Below are 18,668 nucleotides of genomic sequence, written 5' to 3' on the forward strand. Positions count from 1 at the left end.
TCAAGGAACGGACGCTTCCTTTGTACTCACCGGAGAGACTCACTCTCTCGGCTTTCCTCCGGGCGCTTCCCTTCGGTGTTTCCGACTCTATCAGACCTTTCCGATCCGATTTCCTCGGTGCTTTCCAGGTTCCCGCTCTCGCGTTTCCCTTTCCGGCGGTTCCGACTTTATCAGAAGTTCTGAGTCGGGATTTCCGCCCTGCCGGGGATGGTTCCCGGGCGCTCAGTTGCGTCGGGTCCCCCGCTGGCGGAGCCGTAAACGTACTGGAGCGGGGCGCCTCGATGCAAATCGAGGCGCCCCGCTCCAGGTTCGCCGTCACACGGACTTGAGTGAGCGTCAGACCTCGACGACCACCGGAAGGATCATCGGCCTGCGCCGATACGTGTCGGAGACCCACTTCCCGAGGGTGCGCCGCACCAGCTGCTGCAGCTGGTGGGGCTCGACGACCCCGTCCTGTGCCGACCGTTCGAGCGCTTCCGTGATCTTCGGGATGACGTCACCGAAGGCCGAGTCCTCGATGCCCGAACCACGGGCCTGGAGATGCGGACCACCGGTGATCTTGCCCGTGGACGAGTCCATCACCACGAAGACCGAAATGATGCCCTCGTCTCCGAGGATCTTGCGGTCCTTCAGCGCCGGCTCGCCGATGTCTCCGACCGACAGGCCGTCGACGTAGACATAACCGGCCTGGACCTTGCCGGAGATCTTGGCCTTGCCCTCGACGAGGTCGACGGCGACGCCGTCCTCGGCGATGACGATGCGGTCGTGCGGGACACCCGTGAGTGCGCCCAGCTCGGCGTTGGCCCGCAGATGGCGCCATTCGCCGTGGACCGGCATCAGGTTCTTCGGGCGGCAGATGTTGTAGAAGTACAGCAGCTCGCCCGCGGACGCGTGGCCGGAGACGTGCACCTTGGCGTTGCCCTTGTGGACGACGTTCGCGCCCCAGCGGGTCAGGCCGTTGATCACGCGGTAGACCGCGTTCTCGTTGCCGGGGATCAGCGAGGACGCGAGGATCACCGTGTCGCCCTGGACGATGCGGATCTGGTGATCGCGGTTCGCCATGCGTGACAGTGCGGCCATCGGCTCGCCCTGGGAGCCCGTGCAGACCAGGACGACCTCGTGGTCCGGCAGGTCGTCCAGCGTCTTGACGTCCACGACCAGGCCCGGCGGGACCCTCAGGTAGCCCAGGTCCCTGGCGATGCCCATGTTGCGGACCATGGAGCGGCCGACGAAGGCGACCCGGCGGCCGTACTCGTGGGCCGCGTCCAGGATCTGCTGGATGCGGTGGACGTGGCTGGCGAAGCTCGCCACGATGATCCGCTTGCGAGCGCCCGCGAAGACCTGGCGCAGCACGTTGGAGATGTCGCGTTCGTGCGGTGTGAAGCCGGGGACCTCGGCGTTCGTGGAGTCGGCGAGCAGGAGGTCGATGCCTTCCTCGCTCAGCCGGGCGAACGCGTGGAGATCCGTCAGCCGGTTGTCCAGCGGCAGCTGGTCCATCTTGAAGTCGCCCGTGTGGACCACCATGCCGGCGGGGGTGCGGATGGCGACCGCGAGGGCGTCCGGGATCGAGTGGTTGACCGCGATGAACTCGCAGTCGAAGGGGCCGACGCGCTCGCGCTGCCCCTCCGCGACCTCCAGCGTGTACGGGCGGATGCGGTGCTCCTGGAGCTTCGCCTCGATCAGGGCGAGGGTCAGCTTGGAACCGATCAGCGGGATGTCGGGCTTCTCCCGCAGCAGGTAGGGGACGCCGCCGATGTGGTCCTCGTGGCCGTGGGTGAGGACGATGCCGTCGATGTCGTCCAGGCGGCCACGGATGGACGAGAAGTCCGGCAGGATCAGATCGATTCCGGGCTGCTCCTCCTCCGGGAAGAGCACTCCGCAGTCGACGATCAGCAGACGGCCTCCGTACTCGAAGACGGTCATGTTCCGGCCGATCTCCCCGAGGCCACCGAGGGGGGTGACCCGGAGGCCGCCCTCGGGGAGCTTCGGCGGCGGGCCGAGTTCAGGATGCGGATGACTCAAAAGACTCTCCTCACCATGCGCGCCACGTACCTGTAGGGCACGTGGCGCGCATGACGTTCGTGCAAAAGCAGTTGTCGGTGTGGGGTGCAGGCACTGTGTCCTGCCTATTCAGTTGTGAAGTCCTTGTCAGAGCTGTACCCCGCCTGCGGCAAGATCGATCTTGAGCTGGGCGGTCTCCTCGGGGGAGAGTTCGACCATGGGCGGGCGCAGCGGCCCGGCGGGCAGGCCCTGGAGGGCGAGGGCGGCCTTGGTGGTCATCACGCCCTGGGTGCGGAACATGCCGGTGAAGACCGGGAGCAGCTTCTGGTGGATCTCCAGCGCCTTCTGCACGTCTCCGCTGACGTAGGCCTCGGCCATGGTGCGCAGCTCGGGCGTGACGACATGGCCGACGACGGAGACGAAGCCGACCGCGCCCACGGACAGCAGGGGCAGGTTGAGCATGTCGTCGCCGGAGTACCAGGCGAGGCCGGACTGGGCGATGGCCCAGCTGGCGCGGCCGAGGTCGCCCTTGGCGTCCTTGTTGGCGACGATCCGCGGATGCTCGGCGAGCCGGACGATGGTCTCCGTGTTGATCGGGACGCCGCTGCGGCCGGGGATGTCGTAGAGCATGACCGGCAGGTCGGTGGCGTCGGCGATGGCCTTGAAGTGCCGGTAGAGGCCGTCCTGAGGGGGCTTGTTGTAGTACGGCGTGACGGTCAGCAGACCGTGCGCGCCGGCCTTCTGTGCCGCGCGCGCCAGTTCGATGCTGTGGTGGGTGTCGTTCGTGCCGACGCCGGCCACGATGTGGGCCCGGTCGCCGACCGCCTCCAGTACGGCTCGTACGAGGTCCGATTTCTCCGCGTCGCTGGTGGTGGGGGACTCACCGGTGGTGCCGTTGATGATCAGGCCGTCGTTGCCTGCGTCCACCAGGTGGGTGGCGAGCCGCTGAGCGCCGTCGAGGTCAAGTGCGCCGTCCGCCGTGAAGGGCGTGACCATGGCGGTGAGGATCCGCCCGAAGGGGATCTGCGGAGTGGAGGTCGGAGCCATGGACAACACGCTACTCGGTGCGTCGGTCGTGGTCTGCCCTAGGGGGTCGGGAAAAGTCCTGACAAAGGTGGAGCCCGGTACTGCCTGCTCGGGGGTTCAAGCAGTACCGGGTCCGTTTGATCAGGCTAGATGAACTTCTCGAAATGCCGCAATACGGACACTTCGCTCGGCTGACCCGTACATCTGTACCCGGCCCCTCCGTGCCCGACCGGGACGCCGATGTGCCCTACGGCGCGACGCGGCCGTTCGCGTTGAACGCGGCGTACGTGAGCGGCATGAGCTTGGCCCACTCGGCCTCCATCCTCTCGCCGACCATCTCGATCTCCCGCTGCGGGAAGGAGGGCACCTTGGCCAGCTCGTGCTGGGTGCGCAGGCCGAGGAAGTGCATCAGCGAGCGCGCGTTGCAGGTGGCGTACATCGAGGAGAACAGACCGACCGGGAGGACCGAGCGGGCGACCTCGCGGGCGACGCCGGCGGCGAGCATCTCCTTGTAACGCTCATACGCATGAATGTACGAATCCTGCATCGCGCGCTCCATGATCGCGTGCTGCGTGTCGGTGCCCGGTACGAACTCGTACTTGCCCGGACGTCCCTGCTGGACGAGCTTGCGGTCCTCGCCGGGGACGTAGAAGACGGGCTGGAGTTCTCGGTACCGGCCGGACTCCTCGTTGTAGGAGTTGTGGACAACAACGCCATTGGCCAGGAAGTTGTGCCAGGGACCCTCCACCGAGAGGTCGTACGTCATCTCCTCGCCGTCGTCCACGATGGACACGATCGGATCCGGAACAGCCACGGCGATCTTTCCGCCGCGACGTGCCAGCTTCTGCTCCTCGGCGCTCTTGGCCGCATGGCACGGCTCACAGGCGGGGGCCAGGTTCCGCTCGTCGAGTGCGCGGGTCAGGTCCTCGGCCACGGGGACGACGTGATCGAGCGCGAGCTGGTCACGCGGGAAGGACTCTCCACACAGGTGACAGGTGTCGGTCTCGCCGATCAGGCGGTCACGCTGCATCGAGGTCCAGACGCCCACGCCACGACGGAGGCTGGGCGGAACGAGCCTTTCCGAGGGCCGTGGCGCCGTCCCGGCGGCCATCACCGCATCACCCACGGCCAGCTCTCCGGCCTTCCGCCAGCCTTCCGGGGTGAGCACCGCATGATCGACGGTGCAGCGCAGGACCTTGCCACCGGCAGTGGTGAGCTTGATCAAAGGCTTGATGCCCGACTGGATGACATCGAGGATCGGGGCCCTCCGCGCTGTCAGCGTCTCCTCGTCGTAGCAGCGAACGTGACTGCGCCTGACCGATTCGAGCTTGCGGAGACGGGTGGAGGGGTGCTTCTCGCGGAATTCCGCAACGGCGGAGTCGGCGGCTTCCCGGCTGTCGTAGAGCCCCAGGTAGTGGTTGGTCCCTCCACGGCGGACCTGCGCCATCCACTTCTCGGCGCGGGCGTGCCAGGTCACACCGCCCGCCGAGTGCGGCAACCGGTCTTCGACACCGAGGTGCCACAGCTTGTACAGATCCTCGATCGTACGGCGCCGGAGGTTTCCTGCCTCGCTCTCGAGGGTGATCTCCGTGTCGCCGGCGATGCACCAGCCCACCCGGTGTCGCATGAACTCGCGGAAGACGAAGATCGGGGCGCTGATGAAGAAGGTCATCGAGTTGTGCTCGAAGGGGCTGCCGTGCCGGTCCCGCATCAGGAAGTTGATCAGGCCCTTGGAGCGCTCCGGGTCCTTCTTCAGCTCGTCCAGGGACTGCTCGCCGGCGGTGGAGACGCGGGCGGCCCACAGCACGTCGGAGTCGGCCGCGCTGTGCTTGACCAGCTCGACGGTGACGTCGCTGCGGAAGCTGGGCTTGAGGTCGTCGGCGGGGGTGTCGGTCACGGTGTGGAAGGTCCTTCCCATCACAAGCTCGGGCGCCGCCCACTCTACGGCCCGGCACTGACAACGGGGCGTTCGGTGCCGGTCCGCGACATTCGCCGGCGAAGCCCGTCGAAGTTCTGCGAAATCGGTGATTCAGGGCACCTTTTCGGGCACCCGCTCGTCTGTGTCGGTGACGGCGATTCGTTCGCGTCACCCCGGTCTTCAGACAGCTGATCCATCGGACCCTACGAGCCTCAAGAGGAGAAGCACTCCCCATGTCCCGTCGGCGCGAACCCGTACCGTTCGCCTTCCTCTCCGAAGCCGACTCCTTCCGCAGCAATGTCACTCCCCCGCCCCGCCGGCGTGCCTCCGTCGGCGAGATGGCCGGGCGCTGGCTGCTGGGGCTGACCATCGTGGCCGGCCTGGTGGGCTCCCTGGTCATCGGCATGCCCGCCATGTCGCACCAGGCGCCGGCGGCGACGCAACAGTCCGTGGCCTCCAACGGCCGCTGACGCTCCCCGTCGCGCGCGTGCGCGGACGGGCCACCCCGTCGGCCCCCGAGGGTGGTGAGCCGGGGCACGGCTCGATAGCCTCACCGGTCACAGCCCTGTGCACCGAGTGAGGATCAGCCGTGCCCCTGCCCTTCCTGACGGCCGACCGTGCCTCCGACCAGGCGGCGGACGACCTGCCGCTGCCGTACGACGACCGGGACCGCTGGCGCCGCCCCTACCGGCCCGGCCCATGGCGGGTGGGCACGGCCGCGCTCCTGCTGCTGTTCGCGTCGTACGTGCTCTTCGCGGCGGTCGTCATCGCCCTCACCGGCACCCCGTCGGGCGCGGGCACGGTGTTCGGCGTGGCACTGGCCGTCATCGCCGGGGCCCTGCGGCTGCTGCGGATGGGCGTCTGGGTGAGCGCGCGCGGACTGCGCCGAGTGGGTTTCCTCCTCACACGTACGGTGCGGTGGCAGCAGATCGTCGCGGTACGCACGGTGCAGCAGCCGGTGCGCTGGCTGGGACTGCCGCGCACGGTGCAGGGTCAGGCGCTGGTTCTCGTACGGCAGGGCGGCGGGTCCGCCGGAGAGACCCTGCTGACCAGCCACAACGCCGACTTCCTGGCCCGCCCCCAGGCCTTCGACCGGGCGGCGGACACGGTGGAGGCTTGGGCGGCGGAGTTCGGGCGGAGCTGACCGTCCCAGGGCCCTGAACGCGAAAAGGCCGCCCCGCGGACTGCGGGGCGGCCTTTTCGGTCGTCTGCGGGCCTGTGGAGGGTCCCTGGGGCAGGGAGGGCCCCTGGGGCAGAGGGAAGCCGACGGACCTCAGGACGCGATCGTGCGGCCCTCGCGGAGGGCGATGGCCCGCTGCATCGCCTTGCGGGCGCGGGGCGTGTCGCGGGCGTCGTGGTAGGCGATCGCCAGACGGAACCACGTGCGCCAGTCGTCCGGGGCCGCCTCCGCCTCCGCCTTGCGCTTGGCGAAGACCTCGTCGGCCGAGTCGCGGTCGATCCGGCCGCTCGGGGTGCGTCGCAGCTCGTCGACGGGCAGGCCGCCCTCCGCCTCCAGCTCGGTGGCGAGCCGGTTCGCCTTGCGGACGAACTGGGTGTTCTTCCACAGGAACCACACCCCGATGACCGGCAGGATCAGCACCGCGATGCCGAACGCGACGGTGACGGGGGTGCCGTTCTCGATCAGGAGCACGCCGCGGCTGCCGACCAGGACGAAGTAGAAGACCAGGACGGCGGCCGTGACGGCATAGGTGATCTTCGCGCGCATCGCTGCTGCTTCTCGCTACTTGAGGTCGAGGAAGTGCTCCAGGCCGAAGGTGAGGCCCGGAGTGGTCACGACGCGGCGGGCGCCGAGCAGGATGCCCGGCATGAAGCTGCTGTGGTGCAGCGAGTCGTGGCGGATGGTGAGGGTCTCGCCCTCGCCGCCGAGCAGCACCTCCTGGTGGGCGAGCAGGCCGCGCAGACGTACGGCGTGCACCGGGACGCCGTCGACGTTCGCGCCGCGGGCGCCGTCCAGCGCCGTCACCGTGGCGTCGGGCTGCGGGGCGCTGCCGGCCTTCTCGCGGGCGGCGGCGATGAGCTGGGCGGTGCGCGTGGCGGTGCCGCTGGGGGCGTCCACCTTGTTCGGGTGGTGCAGCTCGACGACCTCGACGGACTCGAAGTAGGGGGCGGCGGCCTCGGCGAACTTCATGGTCAGCACGGCGCCGATGGAGAAGTTCGGGGCGATCAGGACGCCCGTCCGAGGCGACTTTGCGAGCCAGCCCTTCAGCTGCGCCAGCCGCTCGTCGGTCCAGCCCGTCGTGCCGACCACGGCGTGGATGCCGTGCCGTACGCAGAACTCCAGGTTGCCCATGACGGAGGCCGGAGTGGTCAGCTCCACCGCCACCTGGGCCCCCGTCTCGACGAGGGTCTCCAGCTGGTCGCCCCGGCCGAGGGCGGCCACCAGCTCCATGTCGTCGGCGGCGTCGACGGCCCGTACCGCCTCCGCACCGATCCGGCCCTTGGCGCCGAGGACCGCCACGCGCAGCTTGCTCATCTCTCTTGCTTCCTTACCGGAGTGGTTGACGACCGCAGTGACCGCCAGGCCGCCGTTACGCGACCGCGTCGTGCAGTCGGGACGCCTGCCTGTCCTTGAGCGGGCCGATGACCGACAGCGAGGGCCGCTGTCCCAGGATGTCCTGCGCCACCGATCGGACCTCGTCCGGGGTGACCGCTGCGATCCGGGCCAGCATGTCGTCGACCGACATCTGGTCGCCCCAGCACAGCTCGCTCTTGCCGATACGGTTCATCAGCGCACCCGTGTCCTCGAGCCCGAGGACGGTGGAACCGCGTAGCTGGCCGATGGCACGGGCGATCTCGTCGTCCGACAGGCCGTTCTGCGAGACGTGGTCCAGCTCGTCGCGGCAGATCTTGAGCACGTCGTGCACCTGGCTCGGCCTGCAGCCCGCGTACACGCCGAAGAGGCCGCAGTCGGCGAAGCCGGACGTGTACGAGTACACGCTGTAGGCCAGGCCGCGCTTCTCCCGGACCTCCTGGAACAGGCGGGACGACATGCCTCCGCCGAGCGCCGTGTTCAGCACGCCGAGAGCCCAGCGGCGGTCGTCGGTGCGGGCCAGGCCCGGCATGCCGAGGACGACGTGCGCCTGCTCGGTCTTGCGGGCCAGCAGCTCCACGCGGCCGGCGGTGCGGATGGCGCGGCGGCCGGCGCGCGGGCCGATGGGCGTGGCGTCCCCCTGCGTGAGGGTGCCCGCCTTCTCGAAGGCGGCCCGCACCTGGCGTACGACCTTCTGGTGGTCGACGTTGCCGGCGCAGGCGACCACCAGGTGCGTGGGGTCGTAGTGCTTCCTGTAGAAGCGGCGGATGCGGTCGGCGGTCAGCGCGTTGACGGTGTCGACCGTGCCGAGGACCGGGCGGCCGAGCGCGTTGTCGCCGAACATGGTGTACGCGAAGAGGTCGTGCACGCAGTCGCCCGGGTCGTCCTCCGTCATCGCGATCTCCTCGAGGATCGCGCCGCGCTCGACGTCGACGTCCTCCTCCCGGATGAGCGAGCCGGTGAGCATGTCGCAGACGACGTCGATGGCGAGCGGCAGGTCGGTGTCGAGCACGCGCGCGTAGTAGCACGTGTACTCCTTCGCCGTGAACGCGTTCATCTCGCCGCCGACCGCGTCGATGGCGGAGGAGATGTCCAGGGCGGACCTGCGGGACGTGCCCTTGAAGAGCAGGTGCTCCAGGTAGTGCGTGGCGCCGTTCAGCGCGGGCGTCTCGTCGCGTGAGCCGACGTGCGCCCAGATGCCGAAGGTGGCGGAGCGGACGGAGGGCAGCGTCTCGGTGACGACGCGCAGACCGCCCGGGAGGGTGGTTTTGCGGACGGTGCCGATGCCGCCCGCGCCTTTGATCAGGGTTTGGGTACGGGCGACGGCCCGCGCCTCCGAAGAGGTGCGGGCCGTCGCCTTGAAGCCACGGGACGTCACTTGTCGGTGTCGTCCTTCGCCTCGTCGGCCTCGTCGCCCTCGCCCTCGATCACGGGAATGAGGGAGAGCTTGCCGCGGGAGTCGATCTCGGCGATCTCGACCTGGACCTTCTGGCCCACGCCGAGGACGTCCTCGACGTTCTCCACGCGCTTGCCGCCGGCGAGCTTGCGGATCTGCGAGATGTGCAGCAGACCGTCCTTGCCCGGCAGCAGCGACACGAACGCGCCGAAGGTGGTGGTCTTGACGACCGTGCCCAGGTAGCGCTCGCCGACCTCCGGCATGGTCGGGTTGGCGATGCCGTTGATCGTGGCGCGGGCGGCCTCGGCGGACGGCCCGTCGGCGGCACCGATGTAGATCGTGCCGTCGTCCTCGATCGTGATCTCGGCGCCGGTGTCCTCCTGGATCTGGTTGATCATCTTGCCCTTGGGGCCGATGACCTCGCCGATCTTGTCGACCGGGATCTTGACGGTGATGATCCGCGGGGCGTGCGGGGACATCTCGTCGGGCCGGTCGATGGCCTCCATCATCACGTCGAGGATGTGCAGGCGGGCGTCACGGGCCTGCTTCAGGGCCGCGGCCAGCACGGAGGCCGGGATGCCGTCCAGCTTGGTGTCGAGCTGGAGGGCGGTCACGAACTCCTTCGTGCCGGCGACCTTGAAGTCCATGTCGCCGAAGGCGTCCTCGGCGCCGAGGATGTCGGTCAGCGTCACGTAGTGCGTCTCACCGTCGATCTCCTGGGAGATCAGACCCATGGCGATACCGGCGACCGGGGCCTTCAGCGGCACACCGGCGTTCAGCAGCGACATGGTGGAGGCGCAGACCGAACCCATGGACGTCGAGCCGTTGGAGCCGAGGGCCTCGGACACCTGGCGGATCGCGTACGGGAACTCCTCGCGCGTGGGCAGCACCGGCACGAGCGCGCGCTCGGCGAGGGCGCCGTGGCCGATCTCGCGGCGCTTCGGGGAGCCGACGCGGCCGGTCTCACCGGTGGAGTACGGCGGGAAGTTGTAGTTGTGCATGTAGCGCTTGCGGGTCACCGGGGAGAGGGTGTCCAGCTGCTGCTCCATGCGGAGCATGTTGAGGGTGGTGACGCCCAGGATCTGGGTCTCGCCACGCTCGAACAGCGCGGAGCCGTGGACCCGCGGGATGGCCTCGACCTCGGCGGCCAGGGTGCGGATGTCGGTGACACCGCGGCCGTCGATGCGCTTCTTCTCCTTGATGACGCGCTCACGGACCAGGGCCTTGGTCAGCGAGCGGTACGCGGCGGAGATCTCCTTCTCGCGGCCCTCGAACTCCGGCAGGAGCTTCTCGGCGGCGAGCTGCTTGACGCGGTCCAGCTCCGACTCGCGCTCCTGCTTGCCGGCGATGGTGAGCGCCTGGGCGAGCTCGGGGCGGACGGCGGCCGTCAGGGCCTCGAAGACGTCGTCCTGGTAGTCCAGGAAGATCGGGAACTCGGCGGTCGGCTTGGCGGCCTTGGACGCGAGGTCGGCCTGGGCCCGGCACAGGACCTTGATGAAGGGCTTCGCGGCCTCCAGACCGGCGGCCACGACCTCCTCGGTGGGCGCCTCGGCGCCGCCCTCGACCAGCTTGATGGTCTTCTCGGTGGCCTCGGCCTCGACCATCATGATCGCGACGTCGCCGTCCTCCAGGACGCGGCCGGCGACCACCATGTCGAAGACGGCGTCCTCGAGCTCGGTGTGCGTCGGGAACGCGACCCACTGGCCGCGGATCAGCGCGACGCGGACGCCGCCGATCGGACCGGAGAAGGGCAGACCGGCCAGCTGCGTGGACGCGGAAGCGGCGTTGATCGCCACGACGTCGTACAGGTGGTCGGGGTTGAGCGCCATGATCGTGGCGACGACCTGGATCTCGTTGCGCAGGCCCTTCTTGAAGGACGGGCGCAGCGGGCGGTCGATGAGTCGGCAGGTGAGGATCGCGTCCTCGGAGGGGCGGCCCTCACGGCGGAAGAAGGAACCGGGGATCTTCCCGGCCGCGTACATCCGCTCCTCGACGTCGACCGTCAGCGGGAAGAAGTCGAGCTGGTCCTTGGGGGTCTTGGACGCGGTGGTGGCCGAAAGGACCATCGTGTCGTCGTCCAGGTACGCGACGGCGGAACCGGCGGCCTGCTTGGCCAGGCGGCCCGTCTCGAAGCGGATGGTGCGGGTGCCGAAGGAGCCGTTGTCGATGACGGCCTCGGCGTAGTGGGTCTCGTTCTCCACTAGCGTTTTCTCCTCGTCTTCGTCCCCGGCTGCCCGTGTGGCAGGGGGACGGTGGCGGAGAAGCGCTCCGTCTGATGCGGGCCGGTCTTCGATCGAAGCACCCGGGGCTCTCTTCCCCGGGGGCCACTACCGAGGACCGGCGGCGGCGAGGTGCGCTCCTCCTCGTTCGGTGTGTGCGGTGCCGCCTGGTGCGTCCAGGTACCCCTCACACGGTGTCCTACGTCTTGCGTTGTGCTACCACACTACAAAGCGGTGGTGACAGTCCGCACGTACGGCAAAGGGAGCGGCCCCCTTCGTACGGGAACCGCTCCCTTCACGGCGTCTTACTTGGCGCCCGCCGCACCGCGGCGGATGCCCAGGCGGTCGACCAGCGCACGGAAGCGCTGGATGTCCTTCTTCGCCAGGTACTGCAGCAGGCGACGGCGCTGACCGACCAGGATCAGCAGACCACGACGGGAGTGGTGGTCGTGCTTGTGGGTCTTGAGGTGCTCGGTCAGGTCGGAGATCCGACGGGACAGCAGAGCGACCTGGACCTCGGGGGAGCCGGTGTCACCCTCCTTGGTACCGAATTCGGCGATGATCTGCTTCTTCGTAGCGGCGTCGAGCGACACGCGTACTCCTCGTAGTCTTCTTCAGCTGCCACCGAGTGCCCCTGGTCTTCTTCTCAGGGGAGCTTCCACGACTCGGGAGGCGGGGATCCGCTGGGCGCGTCCTCCAGAGGGAAACCGGAGGCGCGTACACATACGGCCGTCACACAGCGTACCAGCAGGACAGCGGTGTCCCGGCCCGGGTACCGGCGGGGGTAGGGGCTGGAGGGAGCCAGGGCTCGCAGGCCGCCGGTTCGCAGGCCGCAGGCCGCCGGTTCGCAGGCCGCAGGCCGCCGGATCGCAGGCCACCAGCCGCCGGTTCGCAGGCCGCCGACCGCTGGATCACGACAGCCGGAAGCCGAAGCGCGTGGCGGCGAGGCGACGAGGCCGGCGAGACCGACGAGGCCGACCAGGGCGACCAGGCCGACGACAAGGATCGTCGGCCTCGATGACATGGCTGCCCGTCTTCCTCTGGATCGGAGCGCGCCGGGGGCGACTTTCTCGAGGCGCCCGGCCGGCTCGGCGATCCGGCGCGACGGCCGAGCGCCGCCGGCCGCCGAGCCGACATCAGACGCCGCCGCGCACCTTGCTGTAGACGTCGAGGACGGCCAGGCAGACCGGGACCAGGGAGAGCAGCACCAGGGAGTCCGCGAGGTCCAGCATGCGGCCCCAGAAGGGGGAGAGCCCCTTCTGCGGCACGATCAGGGCGATCGCGATCAGCAGCAGCACGCCGGCCGCGACCGAGGCGCCGAGCCACAGGGTCCTGATGTCGACGGGGCCGGAGTTGCCCTTGAGCAGTTCGAGGACGATCCCGGCCGGGGGCGAGATCGCGAGGCCGAGCACCAGCAGACCCAGGGTGACGACACCGGCCACGAACAGGCACGTCACCTGGGCGGTGTACCGGAAGAGGCGTGCCCGCATCATCGCGGCGAGACCGGTGCACAGGGCCAGCAGTTGGGCCCAGCCGCTGTCGCTGAAGCCGAGCACCGCGCCACCCGCGCCGATGATGACGGCCGCGCAGCCGCCGACCAGTCCGAGCAGCAGTTCGTGGCCCCGGCTGGTCTGGGCGACGATGCGCTGCACGTCGACGGCCTCGAGGTCGCCCTCCCGGCCCTCACGACGGGCCCTGGCCAGGTCCTCCGGGTTGCGGAAACCGATCGGCAGCTTGGCGAAGCGGGCCGACCATCCGGGCAGGAAGCCGACCACCGCCAGCGCCACGACCGAGGTGCCGGCGGCGATCTCGCGCGGCTCCGCCTCGGTGAGCACACCGCAGAACACGGCGAGCGTGCCGATCGCGGCGGCCAGCGCGGCGGCCACGAACGGGGCGTCTCCCTGCGGCAGCAGCATGATCAGCACGACGGAGAAGACCAGTACGGCCACGCAGCCGACGAGGAACTGGATCCTGCCGGGGCCGTGACCCGCGTCCTGGGGGATGACGCCGGAGCCCGCGATGAGCGCGTGCGGAAGCGCCGAGACGCCGAGCGCGACGGCGGAACCGCGGTCGTCGTACACCCGGGCCCGCACACCCGCGAGCACCGTCAGGGCCAGTGCGACGACGCCCGCGAGGATGCCCTGAAGGCCGTGCATGTCGTGCCGGATCGGGTCCGCGAACCAGAACACGAAACCGAGCATGATCAGCAGCAGCGATCCGGCGACGAGGCCGGCCACCCGCATCAGGTTGTCGTTCCAGCTGCGGATGTCCTGCTTGACCGCGGCGGCGATCGCGTCCACCACGTCGTCGTGGACGGCCGGCGGCAGCGAGTCGGCGAAGGTCCGCAGCAGCAGCACTTCGCCGTCCCTGACCCGGTGCTCGAGCAACGAACGGCTGGCGTCGAGGACTTGGCCCTCGCGGCGTACCAGGTGGTAGCCGGCGGGACTGGTGTCCGGTTGGACCAGTCCCGAGAGCCTGACGATCTCGGGAAAGAGGTCCTGGATCGGCAGGTCCTCCGGCAGCGCGACATCGACACGGCTGTCCGGCGCTGCGATGGTGATTCGGCAGAAACCCGTCGAAGTCCCCGTGCTCACCTGGTTGTTCCCCCTGTTGGACAAGGCTTCCTCACGCCGCTGCTACGGCGCGGAGCGCCACCATATCCGTTGCGCCGGGGGGCACAGGGCCCGCCCACCCCTTTTCTCCCAGGACCCCCTCGGCATCTCCATCCTCCTGACTCCCTCGCGCACTTGGCCCATCAGTAGGATCGACGCCTGCGCGAACGACGCCTGCGCGAACGAACATGTCGCGGTACACGGGGGCGTCGGTGCCAAGACGTATCAATCGCGAAGGATGAGTGCATCGGTGAGCGTCGTCATCATCAAACGACCGCCGCGGATAGCGCCCCCGGTCGTCCCGGACGGCGAGGTCAGACTCGAGACGCCGCCCGAGATCCCCCGTGAGGGCGAAGAAAGCATGCTGATGACCCTGCTGCCCATGATGGGCATGCTGGGTTCCGTCGGCTTCTTCTTCATGCCCGGCCTCCCCTCCTACATGAGGGTGGTCGGTGGGCTGATGCTGGCCTCGACCCTGGCCATGGCGATCGCCCAGTTCGCCAAGTCCCGGCAGGGCGGCGGCGGTGCCGGGATGGCCCAGGACCGGCGTGACTACTTCCGCTATCTCGAGCAGGTCCGCAAGGACGTCCACAAGACCGCGGACCTGCAGCGCCGCAGTCAGCTGTTCCAGCATCCCGACCCGGAGCAGCTGTGGGCGGTGGCTGCCGACGGCAAGCGCCTGTGGGAGCGGCGCCCGACCGACGCGGACTTCGCATCCGTACGGATCGGCCTCGGCACCCAGCAGCTGAACACCCCGCTCGTCGCCCCGGAGACCGCGCCCAAGGAGGAGCTGGAGCCGCTGACCGCGGCGGCCATGAAGGCCTTCCTCGACGCGCACGGCAGTCTGTCCGACCTGCCCGTGTCCGTCTCGCTGCGCGCCTTCTACCACGTGACGCTGTGCGGGGACACCGACACGGTGTACGGCAACGCCCGCGCGGCCCTGGCCCAGCTGGCGACGCTGCACTCGCCGGAGGACCTGATGGTCGCCGTGGTGGCGCACCCCTCCGCGGCGGCGGACTGGGACTGGATCAAGTGGCTGCCGCACAGCCAGCACCCGAAGGCCAAGGACGGTGCGGGCTCGGCCCGGCTGCTCTTCGACGACCTCGGGGAACTGGAGGAGGCGCTGGCGGACCAGCTGGACGACAGGCCCCGCTGGAACCCGGACGCGAACCCCGTCTACGACCAGCCCCACCTGATCGTGGTCCTCGACGGCGGCACCGTGCCGCCGGACTCCGAACTCGCCAGCAGCGAAGGGCTCCAGGGCGTCACCTTCCTCGAAATCGCTCCGGGTGAGCTGGAGGAGGACCTGCGCGCGGGCCTGACGGTCTATGTGAAGCCGGGCAGGATGAGGCTGTTCGTCGGCCACGAGTCCGCGTACTCCGGCAGGCCCGACGTGCTGAACGACGCGCAGGCCGAGTCGCTGGCCCGGCAGCTCGCGCCGTTCCGGGTCGGCTCGGCGGAGGAGGGCGAACCGCTCCTGTCGAACCTGGACTTCACCGACCTGATGGGCATCGGCGACGCGGGGTCCGTCGACGTCTCGCGCACCTGGCGTCCGCGCACGCTGCACGAGCGGCTGCGGGTGCCGATCGGTGTCGGCGAGAACGGCGAGCCGGTGATGCTCGACCTCAAGGAGGCCTCGCAGGAGGGCATGGGCCCGCACGGCCTGTGCGTCGGCGCGACCGGCTCCGGCAAGTCGGAGCTGCTGCGCACGCTGGTGCTCGGTCTCGCGGTGACGCACTCCTCGGAGACGCTGAACTTCATCCTCGCGGACTTCAAGGGCGGTGCGACGTTCGCGGGTATGGCGGACATGCCGCACACCGCGGCCGTCATCACCAACCTCGCGGACGACCTCACGCTCGTCGACCGTATGCGCGACGCCATCACGGGTGAGATGCAGCGCCGCCAGGAGCTGCTGCGCACGGCGGGCAACTACGCCAATCTGCACGACTACGAGAAGGCCCGCGCGGCGGGCGCCGCTCTGGAGCCGATGGCCTCACTGGTGATCGTGCTCGACGAGTTCTCCGAGCTCCTCACCGCGAAGCCGGACTTCATCGACATGTTCATCCAGATCGGCCGTATCGGCCGTTCGCTGGGTGTGCACCTGCTGCTGGCGTCGCAGCGCCTGGAGGAGGGCAAGCTGCGCGGTCTGGACACCTATCTGTCGTACCGGATCGGTCTGCGCACCTTCTCCGCCGCCGAGTCCCGTACGGCGATCGGCGTCCCGGACGCCTACCACCTGCCGTCGATCCCCGGCTCCGGCTATCTGCGCTACGACACCGACACCATGGTCCGCTTCAAGGCCGCGTACGTGTCGGGGCCCTACCACGGCGAGGGCCCGTCCAGGGTGAACCGCTCCACCCAGCTGCGGCCCGCGCTGTTCACGGCGGGGCACGTGGCGCTGCCCCCTCAGCCGGTGGTGGAGGAACCGGACGCCGACGACAGGGTGGACGACGCGCTCGCCGACACCGTCCTGGACGTCATCGTGGGCAGGATGGTCAACCAGGGACCGCCGGCCCATCAGGTGTGGCTGCCCCCGCTCGACGAGGCTCCTTCGCTGGAGCAGCTCCTCCCCCAGCTCGCCGTCACTCCGGAGCGCGGCCTGACCGCGCCCGAGTACACGGCGCTCGGCCGGCTCAACGTGCCGGTCGGCCTGGTGGACAAGCCGTTCGAGCAGCGGCGCGACGTGCTGTACCGGGACTTCTCCGGTGGTGCGGGCCACGGTCTGTTCGTCGGCGGCCCGCAGTCCGGCAAGTCGACTCTGCTGCGCACGCTCATCTCGTCGTTCGCCCTCACCCACACGCCCACCGAGGTGCAGTTCTACTGCCTGGACTTCGGCGGCGGCGGCCTGATCTCCATGGAGGAGCTGGCACACGTCGGCGGGGTCGCCAACCGGCTCGACGCCGAGAAGGTGCGCCGTACGGTCAGCGAGGTCGAGGGCATCCTGAACGCGCGCGAGGAGTACTTCCGCGCGAACAACATCGACTCGATCCAGACGTACCGGCAGCGCAGGGCCGCGGGTCTGATGCCCGACCAGCCCTGGGGAGACGTCTTCCTCGTCATCGACGGCTGGGCGTCCTTCAAGACGGACTACGAGCTGCTCGAGGCGACCGTCACGGACATCGCGACGCGCGGTCTCGGTTTCGGTGTCCACGTCATCCTGACGGCGAGCCGCTACACCGAGGTGCGGCCCGCGCTCAAGGACATGCTGCAGAACCGCATCGAGCTGCGGCTGGGTGACCCGACCGAGTCGGAGATCGACCGCAGGGTCGCGCAGAACGTCCCCGCCACCGTGCCGGGCCGCGGTCTGAGCCTGGACAAGCTGCACTTCATGACGGCGCTGCCGCGGGTCGACGGCTCCTCGGCGACGGAGGACCTGGCGGAGGCGACGCAGATCCTCGTCCGGGGCGTCAACGACAACTGGCAGGGCAGCCACGCGCCGGCGGTGCGGCTGCTGCCGACCATGCTGTCGGCGGACCGGCTGCCCAAGGGGTTCGAGCACCCGGACCGCGGTGTCGCGATCGGCATCGACGAGTCGTCGCTCGCGCCGGTCTTCGTCGACTTCGAGACGGACCCGCACTTCATCGTGTTCGGTGAGAGCGAGTCCGGTAAGTCGGCGCTGCTGCGGCTGCTCATCAAGCAGATCACCGAGCGCTACACGCCGGACCAGGCGAAGATCGTCATGGGTGACTACCGGCGCGCGCACCTGGAGGGTGTGCCCGACTCCCACCTGTCGCGGTACTGCGCGTCGGCGCCGGCCCTGGCGGAGACGCTGGAGGGCCTGGCCGGCTCGATGAGCCGTCGTATGCCGGGCCCGGACGTCACGCCCGAGCAGCTGCGCAACCGCAGCTGGTACAGCAGCCCGGACGCGTTCGTCATCATCGACGACTACGACCTGGTGGCGACGGGCATGAACCCGCTGTCCCCGCTCCTGGAGTACCTGCCCTTCGCCCGGGACATCGGTCTGCGCGTCATCATCGCGCGCGCCTCGGGCGGTGCGAGCCGGTCGCTGTACGAGCCGGTGATGCAGCGGATGCGCGAGCTCGGCGCCCAGGGCATCGTGCTCTCCGGTGACCGGACGGAGGGTGCGCTGCTCGGCAACATCACGCCGTCGCAGCTGCCGCCCGGACGCGGGTACTTCCACACGCGGCGGCGCGGTGGACAGCTGATCCAGACGGGTTGGCTGCCGGCTCGGTTCTGAGGGCCGACTGTCGCAGCCGGAGGGGGGGCGGTACCCATGCGGGTACCGCCCCCTCTCGTACGGGCGCATCACCCGCTAAGGTGGCGTTGCCAACGAAAAGGCGAGCCACGGGGGGCACTTGTGTCGTCGGACTACATGGACTCCGACCCGAAGGTCCTCAAGACCGAGGGCTTCAACATGTTCACGGTCGGCCAGAACTTCGCCAAGGCCGTGAAGGGCCTGCAGGACGGGTTGAACAAGCTGGAGCAGGGTGACACCCCGCCGTGGGGCGACGACGACATCGGCGAGAAGTTCGGCGTCGCCTACGAGGGTCTGCGCGACGGCATGTACCAGTCGATGGGCAGCCTGGCGGAGCGGTTGGCGGGGATGGGGATCGCCTTCACCAAGATGGGCGTGGCCCACGAGGAGAACGAGGCCGACCAGGTGGACATCTGGCGGAAGACGACCGCCGAGTACGACGGGCAGGTGGAGATGCCGACGGGCCCGCACCATCTGCGCCGCCGCCAAGAGGCGTGACGGACTCGTAGTCGAGAGGTGTGAGGCGTCGCCGAGTTGCTTGACGGGCGTCGTCGAGTTGCCTGACAGGCGTCGTCGAGTTGCCTGACGGGCGTGGTCGAGCCGCTTGACGGCCGTCGTCGAGCCGCTTGGTTCGTCGGCGTCTGTCTGCCTCTCGTCGGTCTGTCATTGGTTTGTCGACCGCAAGTGACCCTGTTCGCAGCAGATTTGTGACAGCAACCCTCTGAAGTT

At 69.3% G+C, this 18,668-nt stretch carries 12 protein-coding genes and 3 pseudogenes; 4 read left to right on the forward strand and 11 right to left on the reverse strand.

What is annotated here, in order from left to right; genetic code table 11:
• Positions 1–336: 336 nt before the first annotated feature.
• The 5 genes and pseudogenes from ACIRC0_RS34075 to ACIRC0_RS34095 form a co-directional block, all read right to left on the reverse strand.
• Positions 337–2,022: a ribonuclease J gene (locus ACIRC0_RS34075; RefSeq protein ID WP_403624199.1), complete on the reverse strand. Its 1,686-nt coding sequence runs from the start codon at positions 2,020–2,022 to the stop codon at positions 337–339.
• A gap of 126 nt (positions 2,023–2,148) precedes the next feature.
• Positions 2,149–3,048: a 4-hydroxy-tetrahydrodipicolinate synthase gene (gene dapA, locus ACIRC0_RS34080; RefSeq protein ID WP_263232406.1), complete on the reverse strand. Its 900-nt coding sequence runs from the start codon at positions 3,046–3,048 to the stop codon at positions 2,149–2,151.
• Between the two features lie 226 nt (positions 3,049–3,274).
• Positions 3,275–3,724: pseudogene (gene thyX, locus ACIRC0_RS34085) on the reverse strand (FAD-dependent thymidylate synthase); the annotation flags it as partial.
• 3 nt (positions 3,725–3,727) lie between these two features.
• A pseudogene (locus ACIRC0_RS34090) lies at positions 3,728–4,654 on the reverse strand (HNH endonuclease); the annotation flags it as partial.
• A pseudogene (locus tag ACIRC0_RS34095) lies at positions 4,634–4,924 on the reverse strand (FAD-dependent thymidylate synthase); the annotation flags it as partial. The pseudogenes ACIRC0_RS34095 and ACIRC0_RS34090, both read right to left, overlap by 21 nt.
• A 254-nt stretch (positions 4,925–5,178) precedes the next feature.
• Between ACIRC0_RS34095 and ACIRC0_RS34100 the strand changes: the two are divergent.
• Positions 5,179–5,415: a hypothetical protein gene (locus ACIRC0_RS34100; RefSeq protein ID WP_403624203.1), complete on the forward strand. Its 237-nt coding sequence runs from the start codon at positions 5,179–5,181 to the stop codon at positions 5,413–5,415.
• Between the two features lie 119 nt (positions 5,416–5,534).
• Positions 5,535–6,089, forward strand: coding sequence for a hypothetical protein (locus ACIRC0_RS34105; RefSeq protein WP_403624206.1), 555 nt, complete (start codon positions 5,535–5,537; stop codon positions 6,087–6,089).
• A 129-nt stretch (positions 6,090–6,218) separates the two neighbouring features.
• Here the strand turns inward: ACIRC0_RS34105 and ACIRC0_RS34110 are convergent, their stop codons facing one another.
• The 6 genes from ACIRC0_RS34110 to eccD form a co-directional block, all read right to left on the reverse strand.
• Complete coding sequence (locus tag ACIRC0_RS34110) at positions 6,219–6,671, reverse strand: hypothetical protein (RefSeq protein ID WP_403624209.1); 453 nt, start codon at positions 6,669–6,671, stop codon at positions 6,219–6,221.
• 15 nt (positions 6,672–6,686) lie between these two features.
• Positions 6,687–7,439, reverse strand: a complete 753-nt coding sequence (gene dapB, locus ACIRC0_RS34115) for a 4-hydroxy-tetrahydrodipicolinate reductase (protein WP_403624212.1) — start codon at positions 7,437–7,439, stop codon at positions 6,687–6,689.
• 55 nt (positions 7,440–7,494) lie between these two features.
• Entirely contained in the window at positions 7,495–8,874 is a 1,380-nt protein-coding gene (locus ACIRC0_RS34120) for a M16 family metallopeptidase (protein ID WP_403624214.1), read from the reverse strand.
• Complete coding sequence (locus ACIRC0_RS34125; protein ID WP_403624217.1) at positions 8,871–11,093, reverse strand: polyribonucleotide nucleotidyltransferase; 2,223 nt, start codon at positions 11,091–11,093, stop codon at positions 8,871–8,873. The genes ACIRC0_RS34120 and ACIRC0_RS34125 overlap by 4 nt, the downstream gene beginning before the upstream one ends.
• Before the next feature lie 323 nt (positions 11,094–11,416).
• Positions 11,417–11,704, reverse strand: coding sequence for a 30S ribosomal protein S15 (rpsO, locus tag ACIRC0_RS34130; protein ID WP_003997419.1), 288 nt, complete (start codon positions 11,702–11,704; stop codon positions 11,417–11,419).
• 543 nt (positions 11,705–12,247) lie between these two features.
• Complete coding sequence (eccD, locus tag ACIRC0_RS34135) at positions 12,248–13,705, reverse strand: type VII secretion integral membrane protein EccD (protein ID WP_200423699.1); 1,458 nt, start codon at positions 13,703–13,705, stop codon at positions 12,248–12,250.
• 268 nt (positions 13,706–13,973) lie between these two features.
• On the opposite strand from eccD, the gene eccCa reads away from it, so the two are divergent.
• Together eccCa and ACIRC0_RS34145 are read left to right on the forward strand one after the other, a co-directional pair.
• Positions 13,974–17,921, forward strand: a complete 3,948-nt coding sequence (eccCa, locus tag ACIRC0_RS34140) for a type VII secretion protein EccCa (RefSeq protein WP_403624220.1) — start codon at positions 13,974–13,976, stop codon at positions 17,919–17,921.
• A 135-nt stretch (positions 17,922–18,056) separates the two neighbouring features.
• Positions 18,057–18,437 carry a hypothetical protein gene (locus ACIRC0_RS34145; RefSeq protein ID WP_403624223.1) on the forward strand — a complete coding sequence of 127 codons (381 nt, stop codon included), beginning with the start codon at positions 18,057–18,059 and terminating at the stop codon, positions 18,435–18,437.
• Positions 18,438–18,668 lie beyond the last annotated feature (231 nt).

It is taken from the genome of Streptomyces sp. NPDC093984 (assembly GCF_044764595.1).
GTDB lineage: Bacteria > Actinomycetota > Actinomycetes > Streptomycetales > Streptomycetaceae > Streptomyces > Streptomyces cynarae.

Coding starts and splice junctions, on each gene's coding strand:
- dapA (WP_263232406.1), bottom strand. CDS start 3,048: ATGGCTCCGACCTCCACTCCGCAGATCCCCTTCGGGCGGATCCTCACC.
- ACIRC0_RS34100 (WP_403624203.1), top strand. CDS start 5,179: ATGTCCCGTCGGCGCGAACCCGTACCGTTCGCCTTCCTCTCCGAAGCC.
- ACIRC0_RS34110 (WP_403624209.1), bottom strand. CDS start 6,671: ATGCGCGCGAAGATCACCTATGCCGTCACGGCCGCCGTCCTGGTCTTC.
- dapB (WP_403624212.1), bottom strand. CDS start 7,439: ATGAGCAAGCTGCGCGTGGCGGTCCTCGGCGCCAAGGGCCGGATCGGT.
- ACIRC0_RS34145 (WP_403624223.1), top strand. CDS start 18,057: ATGGACTCCGACCCGAAGGTCCTCAAGACCGAGGGCTTCAACATGTTC.